13 protein-coding genes are annotated in these 18,777 nt (G+C 60.4%); 12 read left to right on the top strand and 1 reads right to left on the bottom strand.

Translation table 11 applies throughout. The annotated features are described in order from the left end of the window. Positions 1 to 27 precede the first annotated feature (27 nt). The 3 genes from rpmE (at position 28) to BK670_RS08080 (ending at position 2,526) form a co-directional block, all read left to right on the top strand. Positions 28 to 249, top strand: a complete 222-nt coding sequence (gene rpmE / locus BK670_RS08090) for a 50S ribosomal protein L31 (protein WP_041477565.1) — start codon at positions 28 to 30, stop codon at positions 247 to 249. A 41-nt stretch (positions 250 to 290) separates the two neighbouring features. Continuing rightward, the gene (locus tag BK670_RS08085; protein ID WP_123449560.1) at positions 291 to 1,073 is read left to right on the top strand and encodes a thermonuclease family protein; all 783 of its coding nucleotides are present in this window, start codon (positions 291 to 293) and stop codon (positions 1,071 to 1,073) included. Between the two features lie 184 nt (positions 1,074 to 1,257). Further along, positions 1,258 to 2,526, top strand: a complete 1,269-nt coding sequence (locus tag BK670_RS08080; RefSeq protein WP_007909407.1) for a malic enzyme-like NAD(P)-binding protein — start codon at positions 1,258 to 1,260, stop codon at positions 2,524 to 2,526. 265 nt (positions 2,527 to 2,791) lie between these two features. On the opposite strand, the gene BK670_RS08075 is transcribed toward BK670_RS08080, so the two are convergent. After that, positions 2,792 to 5,236 carry a penicillin-binding protein 1A gene (locus tag BK670_RS08075; protein WP_404942475.1) on the bottom strand — a complete coding sequence of 815 codons (2,445 nt, stop codon included), beginning with the start codon at positions 5,234 to 5,236 and terminating at the stop codon, positions 2,792 to 2,794. Positions 5,237 to 5,455: 219 nt separating this feature from the next. On the opposite strand from BK670_RS08075, the gene BK670_RS08070 reads away from it, so the two are divergent. The 9 genes from BK670_RS08070 to gltB all read left to right on the top strand — a co-directional run bounded on the left by BK670_RS08070 (position 5,456) and on the right by gltB (position 18,764). Continuing rightward, positions 5,456 to 6,520, top strand: coding sequence for a pilus assembly protein PilM (locus BK670_RS08070; protein WP_123449351.1), 1,065 nt, complete (start codon positions 5,456 to 5,458; stop codon positions 6,518 to 6,520). Then, the gene (locus tag BK670_RS08065; protein ID WP_123449350.1) at positions 6,520 to 7,086 is read left to right on the top strand and encodes a PilN domain-containing protein; all 567 of its coding nucleotides are present in this window, start codon (positions 6,520 to 6,522) and stop codon (positions 7,084 to 7,086) included. Before BK670_RS08070 ends, BK670_RS08065 begins: the two co-directional genes overlap by 1 nt. Next, entirely contained in the window at positions 7,083 to 7,706 is a 624-nt protein-coding gene (gene pilO, locus BK670_RS08060) for a type 4a pilus biogenesis protein PilO (protein WP_123449349.1), read from the top strand. The genes BK670_RS08065 and pilO overlap by 4 nt, the downstream gene beginning before the upstream one ends. Continuing rightward, positions 7,703 to 8,230 (top strand): pilus assembly protein PilP, encoded by a 528-nt coding sequence (locus tag BK670_RS08055; protein WP_123449348.1) that lies wholly within the window; start codon positions 7,703 to 7,705, stop codon positions 8,228 to 8,230. Before pilO ends, BK670_RS08055 begins: the two co-directional genes overlap by 4 nt. A gap of 13 nt (positions 8,231 to 8,243) precedes the next feature. Beyond that, the gene (locus BK670_RS08050) at positions 8,244 to 10,325 is read left to right on the top strand and encodes a type IV pilus secretin PilQ (RefSeq protein ID WP_123449347.1); all 2,082 of its coding nucleotides are present in this window, start codon (positions 8,244 to 8,246) and stop codon (positions 10,323 to 10,325) included. Positions 10,326 to 10,329: 4 nt separating this feature from the next. After that, positions 10,330 to 10,848, top strand: a complete 519-nt coding sequence (aroK, locus tag BK670_RS08045; RefSeq protein ID WP_011332081.1) for a shikimate kinase AroK — start codon at positions 10,330 to 10,332, stop codon at positions 10,846 to 10,848. 152 nt (positions 10,849 to 11,000) lie between these two features. Next, positions 11,001 to 12,101 carry a 3-dehydroquinate synthase gene (gene aroB / locus BK670_RS08040; RefSeq protein WP_123449346.1) on the top strand — a complete coding sequence of 367 codons (1,101 nt, stop codon included), beginning with the start codon at positions 11,001 to 11,003 and terminating at the stop codon, positions 12,099 to 12,101. A 10-nt stretch (positions 12,102 to 12,111) separates the two neighbouring features. Further along, positions 12,112 to 13,704: an AAA family ATPase gene (locus tag BK670_RS08035; protein WP_123449345.1), complete on the top strand. Its 1,593-nt coding sequence runs from the start codon at positions 12,112 to 12,114 to the stop codon at positions 13,702 to 13,704. Positions 13,705 to 14,318: 614 nt separating this feature from the next. Continuing rightward, positions 14,319 to 18,764: a glutamate synthase large subunit gene (gene gltB / locus BK670_RS08025; RefSeq protein ID WP_123449344.1), complete on the top strand. Its 4,446-nt coding sequence runs from the start codon at positions 14,319 to 14,321 to the stop codon at positions 18,762 to 18,764. Positions 18,765 to 18,777: the final 13 nt, after the last annotated feature.

The following is an 18,777-nucleotide window of genomic DNA, read 5'->3' as shown; positions in this document are numbered from 1 at the left end:
GCGGCACGCTAGCCTGAGGAAGACACCATGAAAGCCGATATCCACCCGAATTACCCAGAAATCGCTGTTACCTGCAGCTGCGGTAACAAGTTCGAAACTCGTTCGACCTACGGCAAAGCCCTGGCGATCGACGTTTGCAACGAATGCCACCCGTTCTACACCGGTAAGCAGAAGACTCTGGACACCGGCGGCCGCGTGCAGAAGTTCGCAGACCGTTTCGCTACTTTCGGCGTCGGCAAAAAAGCCTGAGGCTGATCATTTTGGAAGGTCGTTTCGACTTCTCCAGACTGATGAAAAAGGCGTCCCTTGCGGGCGCCTTTTTTGTGTCCGCGATTTGGCTTTCCGGCGCACAAGCCTTTTGCCCGGCGCCTGCGGGACTGACCAGTGTCGTCGTGCAACGCGTGGTCGATGGCGACACGCTGCGCCTTAGCGATGGTCGCAGCGTACGGATGATCGGCCTCAACACGCCTGAACTGGGCAAGCAGGGGCGCAGCGACGAACCGTTTGCGGTGGCGGCACGCAATCGCCTGCAAGCGCTGGTGGATGCCAGCGGCGGACGCGTCGGTTTGCTGCCCGGCAAGCAAGCCAAAGACCATTACGGGCGTACGCTCGCACATATTTACAGCGCCAGCGGCGCCAATCTCGAAGCGCAAATGCTCGCCGATGGCCTCGGTTTCCAGGTCGCCGTTGCGCCGAATGTCGATCTTGTTGCCTGTCAGCAAACCGCCGAACGCAGCGCGCGAAAGGCCGGGCTGGGCCTCTGGCGGCAGTCACCTGTACTGAAAGCGCAGCAGATCCAGCGCTCGGGTTTCGCCGTGATCAGTGGCCGTGTGAGCAAGGTTCAGCGCAATCGCGGCGGAATCTGGATCGAGTTGCAGGATGCGCTTGTATTGCGCGTTGCACCCAATCTGGTCGGACAATTCGACAATGCCCGATTGCAGGCGCTGAAAGGCAAGCAGATCGAGGCTCGCGGCTGGATCGTCGATCGTTCGCGCCGCGGTGGGGTGCAATCCGGGCAGGCGCGCTGGCTGCTGCCGCTAACCGATCCTGCGATGTTGCAGAGTTCGCGCTAAACAAAAAATTGTAGACATTTTTTATTTCGATTGTGAACAGTCAAGCCCTTGTGCGCCGTGGCTCTTGGCCCAAAGTCGTAGGGCGGGGCGCTTGACAGGGGTGACCGCTCAGTCTTGTGGGGACTTTGCGAGGCGCGTATCCTCGCTGACCAGTCTGTCCAACAGTAAAAAGCGGAATGCCAAAATGTCTGATCTGAAAACTGCCGCTCTCGAATATCATGCCAATCCTCGTCCAGGGAAGCTGAGTGTCGAGCTCACCAAGGCCACTGCTACCGCTCGCGACTTGTCGCTGGCCTACAGCCCCGGCGTAGCTGAACCAGTGCGTGAGATCGCTCGCGATCCTGAACTGGCCTACAAATACACCGGCAAGGGCAACCTGGTTGCAGTCATTTCCGATGGCACCGCGATTCTCGGCCTGGGCAACCTCGGCCCATTGGCTTCCAAGCCAGTAATGGAAGGTAAAGGCGTACTGTTCAAGCGCTTCGCCGGCATCGACGTTTTCGACATCGAAGTCGACTCCGAAAGCCCGCAAGCCTTCATCGACACCGTCAAGCGTATCTCCATCACCTTCGGTGGTATCAACCTGGAAGACATCAAGGCGCCAGAGTGCTTTGAGATCGAACGTGCTCTGATCGAGCAGTGCGACATTCCGGTGTTCCACGATGACCAGCACGGCACCGCGATCGTGACCGCTGCGGGCATGATCAACGCTCTGGAAATCGCTGGCAAAACCCTGCCAGACGCCAAGATCGTCTGCCTGGGCGCCGGCGCTGCCGCCATCTCCTGCATGAAATTGCTGGTGAGCATGGGTGCACGTATCGAAAACATCTTCATGGTCGACCGTACCGGGGTGATCCACTCCGGCCGTGACGACCTGAACCAGTACAAAGCCGTATTCGCTCACGCCACCGACAAGCGCACTCTGGCTGACGCACTGGCAGGCGCTGACGTGTTCGTTGGCCTGTCCGGCCCGAACCTGCTGAGCGCAGAAGGCCTGCTGTCGATGGCGGCCAACCCGATCGTCTTCGCCTGCTCGAACCCGGATCCGGAAATCTCCCCGGAACTGGCGCACGCTACCCGTAGCGACGTGATCATGGCGACCGGCCGTTCGGACTACCCGAACCAGGTCAACAACGTACTGGGCTTCCCGTTCATCTTCCGTGGTGCTCTGGACGTTCGCGCCAAGCGCATCAACGAAGAAATGAAAGTGGCTGCCGCCAATGCCCTGCGTGAACTGGCCAAGCTGCCTGTTCCACAGGACGTGTGCGATGCCTACGGTGGCGCGCCACTGGAATTCGGCCGTGAGTACATCATTCCGAAGCCAATGGACAAGCGCCTGATCACCCTGATCTCCGACGCTGTGGCCAAAGCCGCAATCGAGACCGGCGTGGCGACCCTGCCGTATCCGAAGAACTACCCGCTGAAAAGCGTGGATGACGTGTTCAACGGCTAAGCCGTTGTAGCGCTTCAAACAAAAGCCCCGGCTCGTGAGAGTCGGGGCTTTTTATTGCCTGAAACTTTGGTGGCGAGCATCAGGGCCTCTTCGCGAGCAAGCTCGCTCCCACATTGATTGAGTTGTGCCTCAGCTTAGTGAGCACCACATAACCCTGTGGGAGCGAGCCTGCTCGCGAAGGCGTCGGATAAGTCAGCACATGAACTGGCAGGTATAAAAAAGCCCCGACTCTCACGAAGGCGGGGCTTTTTTTGCTGCTTCAGGATCAGAACAGATCGATCGGCGCCTGCTCATCCGCTGGCAGCGGGCTGCCCGGCGCAGTGCCATTGCCCAGTTCATTCACCGACGGCGGCGTGTCTTCCGACTTGAATAGCTCGAAGTATGCGCCCGGCGTGCTCGGCGTCGCCGCGCGGCCACTGACCGGATCCACCCGCAGGCTGAGGATGCCTTCCGGCTCAGGCTGCACGTGCGGCGGCTTATCCTTCAACGCCGCCGACATGTAGTTCATCCAGATCGGCAACGCCACAGTACCGCCGAACTCGCGACGACCGAGGCTTTCCGGCTGGTCGAAACCAGTCCAGACAGTGGTCACGTAGTCGGCGTTGTAACCGGAGAACCAGGCATCTTTCGATTCGTTGGTGGTACCGGTTTTACCGGCGATATCGCTGCGGCCCATGGCCAGCGCGCGACGGCCGGTGCCGAGCTTGATCACGTCCTGCAACATGCTGTTGAGGATGTACGTAGTACGACCATCGACAATTCGCTCAGCCACTGCTGGTGCTTGCGGTACGGCCGCGTTGCCTGGCACTTCGCCCGCAACCGGTGTGGCGTTGACCGTAAACGAATCGGTGTGCGGCGCGGCGATACCGTCCGTCGCCGACCCGCCCTGAGGCACGGTTGGCGGGTTGGCGACAAACAGCGTGTCGCCATTACGGCTTTCGATTTTGTCGATGATGTACGGGGTGATCTTGTAGCCGCCGTTGGCAAACGTACTCCAGCCGGTCGCAATCTCCATCGGCGTCAGCGTTGCAGTACCCAGCGCCAGCGACAGGTTGGGCGGCAGATCCTGCTTGTTGAAGCCGAAGCGGGTGATGTAGTCGATGGTCTTGCCTACGCCCATCGCCTGCAGCAGGCGGATCGACACCAGGTTACGCGACTTGTACAGCGCCTCGCGCAAGCGGATCGGGCCGAGGAAGGTGTTGGTGTCGTTCTTCGGACGCCAGACCTTGTCCAGGTACTCGTCGACAAACACGATCGGCGCATCGTTGACCAGCGTGGCAGCGGTGTAGCCGCTATCCAGCGCAGCGCTGTAGACGAACGGCTTGAAGCTCGAGCCCGGCTGGCGCTTGGCCTGCATGGCGCGGTTGTAATTGCTCTGTTCGAAGGCGAAACCGCCGACCAGCGAGCGAATCGCACCGTTCTGTGGATCCAGGGAAACCAGTGCACCTTGTGCCTGCGGGATCTGGCTGAATTTCAGCGAATTGTCTTTTTGGCGCTGCACGCGGACCAGGTCGCCGACCTGCGCAACATCCGACGGCTGGCGCGGATTGGCGCCCATGCTGTTGGTGTTGAGGAACGGTCGCGCCCATTTCATGGTGTCCCAGGCGACGTGTTCTTCGCCGGTGCGGGTCAGCACTTGCAGGCCGTTCTTGTCGACCTGGGTGACGATGGCTGGCTCGAGGCTGCTGATGGTGCGCTGCTTGGTCAGTTCGTTGGCCCAGGCCTCACGGGTCTTGCCCGGCAGACGCGACTCGGGGCCACGGTAGCCGTGACGCTGGTCGTAGGTCATCAAACCTTCGTGCAGCGCGGTGTTGGCCATTTCCTGCAGGTTGCTCGGCACCGTGGTGGTGACGCGGAAACCTTCGGTGTAAGCGTCGCTGCCATAACGGCCGACCATTTCGGCACGGGCCATTTCAGCGATATACGGTGCATTCACTTCCGGAGTCGGGACGTGATAGCTGGCGTTCAGCGGCTCGTTGATCGCAGCGGTGTAGTCCGCTTCGCTGATCTTGCCGAGCTTGTACATGCGCCCGAGGATCCAGTCGCGGCGTTCCTTGCTGCGCGCCGGGTTGGCCAGCGGGTTGAAGCGCGACGGCGCTTTCGGCAGGCCGGCGATCATCGCCATCTGCGCCAGGCTGACATCGCGGATCGACTTGCCGTAATACACCTGCGCCGCCGCTTCGATGCCATAGGCGCGGTTGCCCAGATAGATCTTGTTCACGTACAGCTCAAGGATTTCATCCTTGGTCAGCTGCCGCTCGATCTGCAGGGCCAGAAGAATTTCGGTGGTTTTGCGCGAGAAGCTGCGTTCGCTGGTCAGGAAGAAGTTCTTCGCCACCTGCATGGTGATGGTGCTGCCGCCGGACTGAATGTGTCCGCTTTTGACCAGTTGGGTCGCGGCGCGCATCAGGCTGCTCGGATCGACGCCATAGTGGTTGGCGAAATTGTCGTCTTCAGCACTTAGTAACGCATTAATGAAATTGGGGGGAATGTCGGCGAAACGGATCGGTGTACGGCGCATTTCGCCAAATTCGGCGATCAACTTGTTGTCGCTGGAGTAGACCCGCAGCGGAATCTGCAACTGAATGCTTCGCAGAGCCTCCACGGACGGCAAACCCGGACTAAGGTAAAGAAACGCGCCGCTGAGACCTAAAAGCAGTCCGCAGAAAACGGCGACGATGGACCAACCGAAAAATTTCAGCAGACGAATCAAGGCTTTTGGACATCCAGGGCAAAGAATGAATTTGGCGACGGGGCTCCGGCTACACACAGAACCATCCGCGCTTGCAGTAAAAAGCGGAAAAAAACGCTGGGCATTATAAGCACTTTTCTGCTGGGGGCGTCATTTGCGCTTCTGTCAAGACGGGGTGAAGGAACGCAATGCGTATTACAGAGTCCGTAACTCACGGAAAGTCATAGGGAATTGGTAGTGCTGGGACTCTTCAATAAAAAGGCCAATACGTTACTGGGGATCGACATCAGTTCCACGTCGGTGAAGCTGCTGGAACTGAGCCGTCAGGGTGATCGCTACCGCGTCGAGGCGTATGCGGTAGAGCCGTTGCCGGTCAACGCCGTGGTCGAAAAGAACATCGCCGAACTTGAAGGTGTCGGTCAGGCGTTGAGCCGTGTGCTGGTCAAGGCGCGCACCGGGCTCAAGAGCGTGGCGGTGGCGGTGGCCGGTTCCGCCGTGATCACCAAAATCATCGAGATGGACGCCGGGCTGTCCGACGACGAACTGGAAAACCAGCTGAAGATCGAAGCCGACCAGTACATTCCCTATCCGCTGGACGAAGTCGCCATCGATTTCGAAGTCCAGGGCGTGTCGCCGCGCAACCCCGAGCGTGTCAGCGTGCTGCTGGCCGCTTGTCGCAAGGAAAACGTCGAAGTCCGCGAAGCGGCGTTGGCCCTCGCCGGGCTGACGGCACGGGTGGTCGATGTCGAAGCCTATGCGCTGGAGCGCTCGTTCGGCTTGCTGGCCACGCAACTGGCAGCTTCTCAGGAGCGCCTGACCGTCGCGGTCGTCGACATCGGCGCGACCATGACCACCCTCAGCGTTCTGCACAACGGCAAGATCATCTATACCCGCGAACAATTGTTCGGCGGCCGGCAACTGACCGAGGAAATCCAGCGCCGCTATGGCCTCACCCTCGAGCAGGCCGGGCTGGCGAAAAAGCAGGGTGGTCTGCCCGATGATTACATCCGTGAGGTCTTGCAGCCATTTCGTGAAGCGCTGGTGCAGCAGGTGTCGCGCTCATTGCAGTTCTTCTTCGCCTCCGGGCAATACAACGCGGTCGATCACATTCTGCTGGCCGGCGGTACGGCGTCGGTGCCCGGGCTGGACCGGTTGATCGAGCAGCGCCTGAATACGCCGACGCAAGTGGCCAACCCGTTTGCCAGTATGGCCTTGAGCAGCAAGGTCAATGCCGGCGCGCTGGCCAGTGATGCGCCGGCGCTGATGATTGCCTGCGGGCTCGCGCTCAGGAGTTTCGACTGATGGCGCGGATCAACCTCCTGCCCTGGCGCGAAGAGCGTCGCGAAGAACGGCGCAAACGCTTTCTGCTGGCCTTGATCGGCGTGGTGGTCGGCTCGGTCGGCGCAGTGCTGATTGCCGATCAGGTGATCAGCGCGGCCATTGAGCGGCAAGTGGCGCGCAACGACTACATCGGCAAGCAGATCGCCGTGGTCGACGAACGGATCAAACAGATCAGCGATCTCAAGGCGCGCCGTCAGCAACTGGTCGAGCGCATGCGCATCATCCAGGACTTGCAGGGTAACCGGCAGATCAGCGGGCGAATCTTCGATCAACTGGCGCGCACGCTGCCGGACGGTGTGTATTTCACCGACGTGAAGATGGTCGGTAAAACACTGTCTATCAGTGGCGCCGCCGAATCGAACAACCGGGTCTCCGAGCTGATGCGCAATCTGGATGCCTCCGACTGGTTTGACGCACCGAGCCTCAACGAGGTGAAGGCGACGACCGCAGGCCAGGTGGATCAGGCCAACACCTTTGAACTGACGGTACGGCAGACCCAGCCCCGCACCGTGGAGGACGAGCAATGAAGCCGTCCGAATGGCTGGAAAGTCTGCGCGACATTGATTTCAACGATCTCGATACCAGCAACATCGGCTCATGGCCCGCTGCGGTGAAAGCCATCGCCGGGGCGCTGTTGATGGTGCTGGTATTGGCGCTCGGCTATAACTTTTTCATCAGTGATATGGAAAACCAGCTGGAGGCCAAGCGCGAGGAAGAGGCCACGCTCAAGGAGCAGTTCGCCAGCAAGGCACGCCTTTCAGCCAATCTTGAGTTGTACACCCAGCAAATGAAGGAGATGGAAAACACCTTTGGCGTGCTGTTGCGCCAATTGCCCAGTGACACCGAAGTGCCGGGCCTGCTCGAAGACATCACCCGTACTGGTCTGGGCAGCGGCCTGGAGTTCGAAGAGATCAAACTGCTGCCGGAGGTCACTCAGCAGTTTTATATCGAGCTGCCAATCCAGATTACCGTCACCGGTGCCTATCACGACCTCGCGACCTTCGTCAGCGGCGTGGCCGGACTGCCGCGCATCGTCACCTTGCATGATTTCGAACTCGCTCCTGCCGATAAAGAGGGCGGGCCGAAGCTGCGCATGAGCATCCTTGCCAAGACCTATCGCTATAACGACAAGGGGCTGCAGAAATGACCCCGATTCGTTACATCGCGTTGTCGATGACGCTGCTCGCGTTGAACGGTTGTGGTGGCAGCGATGACTTCAGTGACCTCGACGCCTACATGAATGAAGTGCGCCTGCGCCCGCCAGGCAAGATTGAACCAACCCCGACATTCCGGTCTTACCCGACATTCACTTACAGCGCGGCCAACCTGCGCAGTCCGTTCTCGCGCCAGGTGCGGGTTGATCTGGCCGGGCAGAAACATGGCTCACGCAACGTCAAACCCGACCCCAATCGGGTCAAGCAATACCTCGAAGGTTTCAACATCGAGCAGTTCGAGATGGTCGGCACGATTGCCAATGCTTCCGGCTCCTTTGCGTTGTTGCGCGGGGCTGGCGGCGTGCATCGGTTGAAGGTCGGCGATTACTTGGGGCGCAACGACGGTCGCATCGTCGCCATCAGCGCCACCCAGGTCGACGTGGTCGAGATCGTGCCCGACGGCGAAGGCGCCTGGCTGGAGCGTCCGCGCACCATTCCTTTGAAAGAGCACTCATAGTGGAAGTCGAACAATGAACAGGATTTTCTCCACCCTCGGTTTTTCGCTATGGATAGCGCTGATGTCGCCGATGGTACTCGCGGCCAATCTGAAGACGCTGGACGTGGCGGCGTTGCCGGGTGATCGCGTCGAGCTGAAGTTGTCGTTCGACGGCCCGCCGCCACAACCCAAGGGCTACACCACTGAATCACCGGCGCGGATTGCCCTGGACCTGCCCGGTGTCGCCAGTCAATTGGCCAGCAAGAACCTCGATCTGGGCAGCGGCAATGCACGCACGGCCACGGTGGTTGAAGCCAGGGAGCGCACGCGGCTGATTGTCAGCCTGACGCAACTGGCGCCTTACACCACGAGAGTCGAGGGTAATAACCTGTTCGTGGTGGTCGGTCAGGGCGCACCGGCATCCGCGTCGCGTCCTGCTGCCGTTGCGCCGCGTGCTACTGCTAAAGCGGTTGCGCCCGCCAAGGCAATCGTGCCGAAAAACCGGGCGATTCGCGGTGTGGACTTCCAGCGTGGTACGGCGGGGGAAGGCAATGTGGTCATCGACCTGTCCGATCCGACCATCGCTCCGGATATCCAGGAGCATGACGGCAAAATCATCCTCAGCTTCGCCCGCACGCAGTTGCCGGACAAGCTGCGGGTACGCCTCGACGTCAAGGATTTCGCCACCCCGGTGCAGTTCGTCAATGCCGGAGTGACCGCTGATCGAACGGTTATTACCGTTGAGCCCAGTGGTACCTATGAGTACTCCACCTTCCAGACCGACAACAAATTGACCGTCAGCATCCGCCCGATGACCGTCGATGACCTGCAAAAACGCAACGCTGACCGTCAGGCGTACGTCGGCGAAAAGCTTTCGCTGAACTTCCAGGACATTGATGTGCGTTCGGTGCTGCAACTGATCGCCGACTTCACCAACCTCAATCTGGTTGCCAGCGACACGGTGCAGGGGGGCATCACCTTGCGCCTGCAAAATGTGCCGTGGGATCAGGCCCTTGATCTGGTGTTGAAAACCAAGGGGCTGGATAAACGCAAGATCGGCAATGTGCTGCTGGTGGCTCCGGCCGACGAAATCGCGGCCCGCGAGCGTCAGGAGCTGGAGTCGCAGAAGCAGATCGCCGAACTGGCGCCGTTGCGCCGCGAACTGCTGCAGGTCAACTACGCCAAAGCCGCGGACATCGCCAAGCTGTTTCAGTCGGTGACCAGCGCCGAGGCGAAAATCGACGAGCGCGGTTCGATTACCGTCGACGAGCGGACCAACAACATCATTGCCTATCAGACTCAGGATCGGCTCGACGAACTGCGACGGATCGTGGCGCAGCTGGATATTCCGGTGCGTCAGGTGATGATCGAGGCGCGGATTGTCGAGGCCAACGTCGATTACGACAAAAGCCTGGGCGTGCGCTGGGGCGGCTCGATCCAGAACAAGGGCAACTGGAACACATCAGGCGTAAGCAACGGCACATCGACCACTATCGGCACGCCGGGCAGCACCAGCACCAACTCGCCGTTCGTCGACATGGGCACGGTGGGCAATACCTCAGGGATCGGCATCGCCTTCATCACCGACAACGTACTCCTCGATCTTGAGCTGACCGCGATGGAGAAGACCGGCAACGGCGAAATCGTCTCGCAGCCGAAAGTGGTCACCTCCGACAAGGAAACCGCAAAAATCCTCAAAGGCACCGAAATTCCGTATCAGGAAGCCAGTTCCAGCGGCGCGACGTCGGTGTCGTTCAAGGAAGCCTCGCTGTCACTGGAAGTCACCCCGCAGATTACCCCCGATAACCGCATCATCATGGAGGTCAAGGTCACCAAGGACGAACCGGACTACCTGAACAAAGTGCAGGATGTGCCGCCAATCAAGAAAAACGAGGTCAACGCCAAAGTGCTGGTCAATGACGGCGAAACCATCGTGATTGGGGGCGTTTTCTCAAATACTCAAAGCAAGGTCGTAGATAAGGTGCCATTTCTTGGCGATGTGCCGTATCTTGGCCGCCTTTTCCGGCGTGATGTGGTTTCGGAGAAAAAATCCGAGCTGCTGGTATTTCTCACACCACGTATCATGAATAACCAGGCGATTGCTGTGAGTCGTTGATTCTGTGCGAAATTTGATTCTTGTAGGACCGATGGGCGCTGGAAAAAGCACCATCGGCCGGTTGCTGGCCAAAGAGCTGCGCCTGCCGTTCAAAGATTCCGACAAGGAAATTGAACTGCGCACGGGCGCCAATATCCCGTGGATCTTCGACAAGGAAGGCGAACCCGGCTTTCGTGACCGTGAGCAGGCGATGATCGCCGAGCTGTGCGCGTTCGATGGCGTGGTGTTGGCGACCGGCGGTGGCGCGGTGATGCGTGATGCCAATCGCAAGGCCCTGCATGAGGGGGGGCGAGTGGTGTATTTGCACGCCTCCGTGGAACAGCAGGTCGGCCGCACGTCGCGCGACCGCAATCGGCCGTTGCTGCGCACCGCCAATCCGGAAAAGACCCTGCGCGACCTGCTGGCGATCCGCGATCCGCTCTATCGGGAAATCGCCGATCTGGTGGTGGAAACCGACGAACGGCCGCCACGCATGGTGGTGCTCGACATTCTCGATCGTCTGGCGCAACTTCCTCCCCGTTAAAGCATCGCTCGAAATGCGCTATCCTCGGCGTCCTGTCACAGCCCGCCGAGGTTGTGGCGGATGGCGTGCGAGCGGCGTCATACCCGCTATAGGCCGCAGACAACCAATAATTCAGGGCAGGACGCCTGCTTCCATCTTCACTGTGGGGACACATGCAGACACTCAAGGTCGATCTAGGCGAGCGCAGCTACCCGATTCATATTGGCGAAGGTTTGTTGGATCAGCCCGAGCTGCTGGCGCCGCATATCCATGGGCGGCAGGTGGCAATCATCTCCAACGAGACCGTTGCGCCGCTCTATCTTGAACGTCTGACCCGCAGCCTGGCGCAGTTCTCGGTGATTTCTGTGGTGTTGCCGGACGGCGAGGCCTTCAAGAACTGGGAAACCCTGCAACTGATCTTCGACGGTCTGCTGACCGCCCGTCATGATCGCCGCACCACTGTGATCGCTCTTGGCGGCGGTGTGATTGGCGACATGGCCGGTTTCGCCGCCGCCTGCTACCAGCGCGGCGTCGACTTCATCCAGATTCCTACCACCCTGCTGTCCCAGGTCGATTCGTCGGTGGGCGGCAAGACCGGCATCAACCATCCGCTGGGCAAGAACATGGTCGGCGCGTTCTATCAGCCGAATGTGGTGCTGATTGATACGGCGTCCCTGAAAACCCTGCCAGAACGTGAGCTGTCCGCCGGTCTGGCCGAAGTCATCAAGTACGGGCTGATCTGCGACGAGCCGTTCCTGAGCTGGCTCGAAGACAACGTCGATGCCCTGCGTGCGCTGGACCAGAAAGCCCTGACTTACGCCATCGAGCGCTCCTGCGCAGCCAAGGCTGCGGTGGTTGGCGCCGATGAGAAGGAAACCGGCGTACGCGCCACGCTCAACCTCGGCCACACCTTTGGCCACGCCATCGAGACCCACATGGGCTATGGTGTCTGGTTGCATGGGGAAGCGGTCGCGGCTGGCACCGTGATGGCGCTGGACATGTCCGCGCGTCTGGGCTGGATCAGTGATGAGGAGCGTGATCGCGGCATTCGTTTGTTCCAGCGCGCCGGCCTGCCGGTGGTGCCGCCAACTGAAATGACTGAAGCCGATTTTCTTCGACACATGGCAATCGACAAAAAAGTGATCGACGGTCGTCTGCGCCTGGTGCTGCTGCGCCGGATGGGCGAAGCGGTAGTGACCGACGATTATCCGAAAGAGGTTCTACAGGCCACGCTGGGAGCGGATTACCGCGCCCTGGCTCAGCTTAAAGGTTAATAAGATTCCGATGACTAGTTTGCATGCCGACGAGGCGTTCCTCGGCCATTTCCAGTTAAGTCATGACCCGTTCGCGCCGCGCGTGCCGGGCTTCAAGTTCTTCCCGGCCCAGCGCAAACCGGTGCTGGGTCAACTGCATCATCTGGCGCGTTACAGCCAGTTGCTGCTGGTGGTCACTGGCCCGCAGGGCAGCGGCAAGACTTTGCTGCGTCAGGCGCTGGTCGCCAGCACCAACAAGCAATCGGTGCAGAGCGTGGTGGTTTCCGCCCGTGGTGCCGGCGATGCAGCGGGCGTGCTGCGTCAGGTCGCTCAGGCGCTGAACGTAGCCCAGGCCGAAGTCGGCGCGATTCTCGAACAAGTGGTGCAACTCGCGCTGACCGGTCAGGAAGTCTATCTGCTGGTGGACGACGCCGAGCAACTCGACGAATCCGCACTCGAAGCGCTGATGGCGCTGGGTGCCGGTGCGCCGGAAGGTCGCCCACATGTGTTCCTGTTCGGTGAGTCGTCGCTGATCGCTCAGCTCGAGGCTTTACACCTTGAGGAAGAGCGCTTCCACGTCATCGAATTGCAGCCGTACACCGAAGAAGAGACCCGCGAGTATCTCGACCAACGGCTGGAAGGTGCAGGCCGGGGTGTCGAACTTTTCACCGCGGATCAGATCTCTGATATTCACGAAAGCGCCGAGGGTTGGCCGGGCAACATCAACCAGGTCGCCCGCGATGCTCTGATCGAAGTCATGATTGCCAGCCGCTCTGCGGTGAAGCGTCCAAGTATGGGGTTCAACATGCCGAAGAAACACGTATTGGCGATTTCCGCCGTCGTTGTGGTCGCGGTCGCCGCCGCCTGGTTGATGCCGGGTCGCAACAAGGCGCCAACCACCGGCGCTCCTGCCAATGAACAGGCACAGTTGCCTTTGGGGCAGGGCGCAGCCAATGGCGGCGCGCCGAACGTCGAGTTCGCCGGTAATACGCAGCCGATGCCGTTGCCGCTGGTCGGCAATTCGCAACCGGTCATGCGTGGGCCATTGGCCGAAGCGGCCGGCGGGATCACCGAGGGTGACGATGGCGTGCCACTTGAGGGCTCCAGTGATACGCCGCCAACCGTGACCACTTCGGCGCCGCCGGCGGGCGTTCCGGCCGGTCCGGCACCAACACCAGTTCCAGTCCCGGCTGCCAAGCCGACGCCTGCGCCGACGCAAATCGCCACCGCCAAGCCTGCTCCGGCAGCGCCAGCGGCTAAACCGGCTCCAGCGCCAGCCAAGCCAGCCGCCGCTGCCAAACCGGCCGAGAAGCCGGTGACCGTCGCCAAAGCCGCCGGTGGCAGTTGGTACGCCGGTCAGCCGACCAGCAACTACGTGGTGCAGATCCTCGGCACCAGCTCTGAAGCGGCAGCGCAAAGCTTCGTCAAAGAGCAGGGTGGCGAGTACCGTTATTTCAAGAAAGTCCTCAACGGCAAACCGCTTTACGTGATCACCTACGGCAACTTTGCCAATCGTGATGCGGCCGTTTCTGCCATCAAGGCCTTGCCAGCGAAGGTTCAGGCTGGTAAACCTTGGCCTCGCACTGTCGCCAGCGTCCAACAAGAACTGGCAACAACTCGCTGAAGATTCGGCGGCCTTACCCAGGCCGCCTCTCCAAGCACCTCAAAATTTCTACGAGTGCGCGCTGCCTCCAGGGACGGTTGGCGCTTGCTGACGACCGCGACGCCGCCCCATTTTTTGCTGGGCAAGGCGCGAGGAACGCAGTTTGGTTTTTCCAAATAAGTTCCGAGCAACGCTGCCCAGCGAAAAATGGGGCGCGTCCCTTCGGGTTGCGCGCCAACGTGCGCGAGGCTGCGTTGCGGGATTTGCCAATGGAACAACCATTGGCAGCATCCCGCGCCTTGCCTCGCGCACGTTGGCGTGCAACGCGGTTCGCCAGCAAGCGCCAACCGTCCCTGCGGTCGCGTGCCTTGTGGTGTCTGCGTCACAGTAGTCTTTGAGTCGTTGCGGTCAAAATTAAAAAAGTTTTGACTAGCACAGCAGATCGCTTTAAACCTTTCACAAATGCGACATGAATTTGCGACATTTCGTCGTCAAATTTGTGAGCCTCTGTGTCGCTGTGTACAATGACCACCCTTTTGCCCCCGCCAAGCCGGCGTACGTTCGGCGCAGGATGCAAGTGGTTGAATTGAAAAGAAATTTGCCTCGAAAAGAGGCAGCCTGGTGAGAAAGTGTCTATGAAAGCAGGTCTGTACCAACCAGATGAATTCAAGGATAACTGCGGTTTCGGCCTGATAGCCCATATGCAGGGCGAGCCCAGTCATACCCTTTTGCAAACGGCCATTGAGGCCCTGACCTGCATGACCCACCGCGGTGGGATTAATGCCGACGGCAAGACCGGTGACGGTTGCGGTCTGCTGATTCAAAAGCCTGATGCGTTCCTGCGAGCCATTGCCCAGGAAACCTTCAGCGTCGAGCTGCCCAAGCAATACGCGGTGGGCATGGTCTTCTTCAACCAGGATCCGGCCAAGGCTGAAGCCGCTCGCGAGAACATGAACCGCGAAATCCTCGCTGAAGGCCTGCAACTGATCGGCTGGCGCAAAGTGCCCATCGACACCAGCGTCCTCGGCCGCCTGGCCCTTGAGCGCCTGCCACAGATCGAGCAGGTGTACATCGGCGGCGAAGGCCTGAGCGATCAGGACATGGCGGTCAAGCTGTTCAGCGCTCGTCGTCGTTCGTCGGTGGCCAACGCCGTCGACTCCGACCACTACATCTGCAGCTTTTCGCACAAGACCATCATCTATAAAGGCCTGATGATGCCGGCCGACCTGGCCGCGTTCTATCCAGACCTGAGCGACGAGCGCCTGCAAACCGCGATCTGCGTGTTCCACCAGCGCTTCTCCACCAACACCTTGCCGAAATGGCCGCTGGCCCAGCCATTCCGCTTCCTCGCCCACAACGGCGAGATCAACACCATCACCGGTAACCGTAACTGGGCGCAGGCCCGTCGGACCAAGTTCACCAACGATCTGATGGATCTGGAAGAACTCGGCCCGCTGGTCAACCGTGTCGGTTCCGACTCCTCGAGCATGGACAACATGCTTGAACTGATGGTCACCGGTGGCATCGACCTGTTCCGTGGCGTGCGGATGATCATTCCGCCTGCGTGGCAGAACGTCGAAACCATGGACCCGGATCTGCGTGCGTTCTACGAGTACAACTCGATGCACATGGAGCCGTGGGACGGCCCGGCCGGCGTAGTGATGACCGATGGTCGTTACGCAGTGTGCCTGCTCGACCGTAACGGTCTGCGTCCGGCGCGCTGGGTCACCACCAAAAACGGTTTCATCACCCTCGCCTCGGAAATCGGCGTGTGGAACTACCAGCCGGAAGACGTGCTCGCCAAGGGCCGTGTCGGCCCGGGCCAGATCTTCGCCGTGGACACCGAGACCGGGCAGATCCTCGACACCGATGCGATCGACAACCGTCTGAAATCCCGTCATCCGTACAAGCAATGGCTGCGCAAGAATGCCCTGCGCATTCAGGCGACCATGGAAGACAACGACCACGGTTCGGCGTTCTACGATGTCGATCAGCTCAAGCAATACATGAAGATGTATCAGGTCACGTTCGAAGAGCGCGATCAGGTGCTGCGTCCGCTCGGCGAACAAGGCTATGAAGCCGTGGGTTCGATGGGCGACGACACGCCGATGGCCGTGCTGTCGCAACGTGTGCGCACGCCGTACGACTACTTCCGCCAGCAGTTCGCGCAGGTCACCAACCCGCCGATCGACCCGCTGCGGGAAGCGATCGTGATGTCGCTGGAAATCTGCCTCGGTGCCGAGCGCAACATCTTCCAGGAGTCGCCGGAACACGCCTCGCGCGTGATCCTCAGCTCGCCGGTCATTTCGCCGGCCAAGTGGCGCTCGCTGATGAACCTCGACCGCCCGGGTTTCGAGCGGCAGATCATCGACCTCAACTACGACGAAAGCGTCGGCCTCGAAGCGGCCATCCGCAACGTTGCCGATCAGGCTGAAGAAGCCGTGCGCGCCGGACGTACCCAGATCGTTCTGAGCGACCGCCATATCGCGCCGGGCAAGCTGCCGATCCACGCCTCGCTGGCCACCGGTGCGGTACACCACCGCCTGACCGAAAAAGGCCTGCGCTGCGATTCCAACATCCTTGTTGAAACCGCGACCGCCCGTGATCCGCATCACTTTGCGGTGTTGATCGGTTTCGGCGCCTCGGCGGTCTATCCGTTCCTGGCCTACGAAGTGCTGGGCGACCTGATCCGTACCGGTGAAGTGCTGGGCGACCTCTACGAGGTGTTCAAGAACTACCGCAAAGGCATCACCAAAGGCCTGCTGAAGATCCTCTCGAAGATGGGCATCTCGACCATCGCTTCGTACCGTGGTGCGCAGCTGTTCGAGGCCATCGGCCTGTCCGAAGAAGTTTGCGACCTGAGCTTCCGTGGCGTGCCGAGCCGCATCAAGGGTGCGCGTTTCGTCGACATCGAAGCCGAGCAGAAAGCGCTGGCCACCGAAGCCTGGAGTCCGCGCAAGCCGATCCAGCAGGGCGGTCTGCTGAAGTTCGTCCACGGTGGCGAATACCACGCTTACAACCCGGACGTGGTCAACACTCTGCAAGCCGCTGTGCAGCAGGGCGACTACGCCAAGTTCAAGGAATACACCTCGCTGGTGGACAACCGTCCGGTGTCGATGATCCGCGACCTGTTCAAGGTCAAGACCCTCGACAAGCCGCTCGACATCAGTGAAATCGAACCACTGGAATCGGTGCTCAAGCGCTTCGACTCCGCCGGTATCTCGCTGGGCGCCTTGTCGCCGGAAGCGCACGAAGCCCTGGCCGAAGCCATGAACCGCCTCGGTGCGCGTTCCAACTCCGGTGAAGGTGGTGAAGACCCGGCACGCTACGGCACCATCAAGAGCTCGAAAATCAAGCAAGTTGCCACTGGCCGTTTCGGTGTAACCCCGGAATACCTGGTCAACGCTGAAGTGCTGCAGATCAAGGTTGCGCAAGGCGCCAAGCCGGGCGAGGGCGGGCAACTGCCGGGTGGCAAGGTCAACGGGCTGATCGCCAAGCTGCGTTACGCAGTGCCGGGCGTGACCCTGATTTCGCCGCCGCCGCACCACGACATCTATTCGATCGAAGATTTGTCGCAGCTGATTTTCGACCTGAAACAGGTCAACCCGAAGGCACTGGTTTCAGTGAAGCTGGTAGCAGAAGCGGGCGTCGGCACCATCGCCGCCGGTGTGGCCAAGGCCTACGCGGACTTGATCACCATCTCCGGCTACGACGGTGGCACCGGTGCTTCGCCGCTGACCTCGATCAAATACGCTGGCGCACCGTGGGAACTCGGCCTCGCTGAAACCCACCAGACCCTGCGCGGCAACGACCTGCGCGGCAAAGTCCGGGTGCAGACCGACGGCGGCCTGAAAACCGGCCTCGACGTGATCAAGGCTGCGATCCTCGGCGCCGAAAGCTTCGGCTTCGGTACCGCGCCAATGATCGCGCTGGGCTGCAAATACCTGCGTATCTGCCACCTGAACAACTGCGCCACCGGCGTTGCGACGCAGAACGAGAAGCTGCGCAAGGATCACTACATCGGTACCGTCGACATGGTGGTGAACTTCTTCACCTACGTCGCCGAAGAAACCCGTGAGTGGCTGGCCAAGCTCGGCGTGCGCTCCCTCGAAGAGCTGATCGGTCGCACCGATCTGCTGGAAATCCTCGAAGGCCAGACCGCCAAGCAACATCACCTGGACCTGACGCCGCTGCTGGGCAGCGATCACATCCCGGCAGACAAGCCGCAGTTCTGCGGTGTTGAGCGCAACCCGCCGTTCGACCAAGGCCTGCTGGCCGAGAAAATGGTCGATCTGGCGACGTCGGCGATCAACGACATGAGCGGTGCCGAATTCGACCTGGACATCTGCAACTGCGACCGTTCGATCGGCGCGCGCATCTCCGGCGAAATCGCGCGCAAGCACGGCAATCAGGGGATGGCGAAAGCGCCAATCACCTTCCGCTTCAAGGGCACTGCCGGTCAGAGCTTCGGTGTGTGGAACGCCGGCGGTCTGAACATGTACCTCGAAGGCGACGCCAACGACTACGTCGGCAAAGGCATGACCGGTGGCAAGCTGACCATCGTGCCGCCGAAGGGCAGCGTTTATAAGACTCAGGAAAGCGCCATCATCGGCAACACCTGCCTGTACGGCGCGACTGGCGGCAAGCTGTTCGCCGCCGGCACCGCAGGCGAGCGTTTCGCCGTGCGTAACTCCGGTGCCCACACGGTTGTGGAAGGCACTGGCGATCACTGCTGCGAGTACATGACCGGTGGTTTCGTCTGCGTTCTGGGCAAGACCGGTTACAACTTCGGCTCTGGCATGACCGGCGGCTTCGCCTACGTGCTCGATCAGGACAACACCTTCGTTGACCGGGTCAACCACGAACTGGTGGAAATCCAGCGGATCAGCGGCGAGGCGATGGAAGCCTATCGCAGCCACCTGCAAAACGTGCTGAACGAGTACGTCGCGGAAACCGACAGCGAGTGGGGTCGTGAGCTCGCCGAAAACCTCGATGACTACCTGCGCCGTTTCTGGCTGGTCAAGCCGAAGGCTGCCAACCTGAAATCGTTGCTTTCCAGCACTCGTGCCAACCCGCAGTGATATGCGCCTGAAG

The sequence above is a fragment of the Pseudomonas fluorescens genome (assembly GCF_003732425.1).
Taxonomy (GTDB): Bacteria; Pseudomonadota; Gammaproteobacteria; order Pseudomonadales; family Pseudomonadaceae; genus Aquipseudomonas; species Aquipseudomonas fluorescens_BE.
The sequence above is the reverse complement of the archived record's forward strand: the minus strand, read 5'-3'. Positions and strand labels throughout refer to the sequence as shown.

What these genes read in the sequence shown, in the direction of transcription:
- rpmE (WP_041477565.1), top strand. Translation starts at nt 28, where the DNA reads ATGAAAGCCGATATCCACCCGAATTACCCAGAAATCGCTGTTACCTGC.
- BK670_RS08085 (WP_123449560.1), top strand. Translation starts at nt 291, where the DNA reads ATGAAAAAGGCGTCCCTTGCGGGCGCCTTTTTTGTGTCCGCGATTTGG.
- BK670_RS08080 (WP_007909407.1), top strand. Translation starts at nt 1,258, where the DNA reads ATGTCTGATCTGAAAACTGCCGCTCTCGAATATCATGCCAATCCTCGT.
- BK670_RS08065 (WP_123449350.1), top strand. Translation starts at nt 6,520, where the DNA reads ATGGCGCGGATCAACCTCCTGCCCTGGCGCGAAGAGCGTCGCGAAGAA.
- pilO (WP_123449349.1), top strand. Translation starts at nt 7,083, where the DNA reads ATGAAGCCGTCCGAATGGCTGGAAAGTCTGCGCGACATTGATTTCAAC.
- BK670_RS08055 (WP_123449348.1), top strand. Translation starts at nt 7,703, where the DNA reads ATGACCCCGATTCGTTACATCGCGTTGTCGATGACGCTGCTCGCGTTG.
- BK670_RS08050 (WP_123449347.1), top strand. Translation starts at nt 8,244, where the DNA reads ATGAACAGGATTTTCTCCACCCTCGGTTTTTCGCTATGGATAGCGCTG.
- aroB (WP_123449346.1), top strand. Translation starts at nt 11,001, where the DNA reads ATGCAGACACTCAAGGTCGATCTAGGCGAGCGCAGCTACCCGATTCAT.
- BK670_RS08035 (WP_123449345.1), top strand. Translation starts at nt 12,112, where the DNA reads ATGACTAGTTTGCATGCCGACGAGGCGTTCCTCGGCCATTTCCAGTTA.
- gltB (WP_123449344.1), top strand. Translation starts at nt 14,319, where the DNA reads ATGAAAGCAGGTCTGTACCAACCAGATGAATTCAAGGATAACTGCGGT.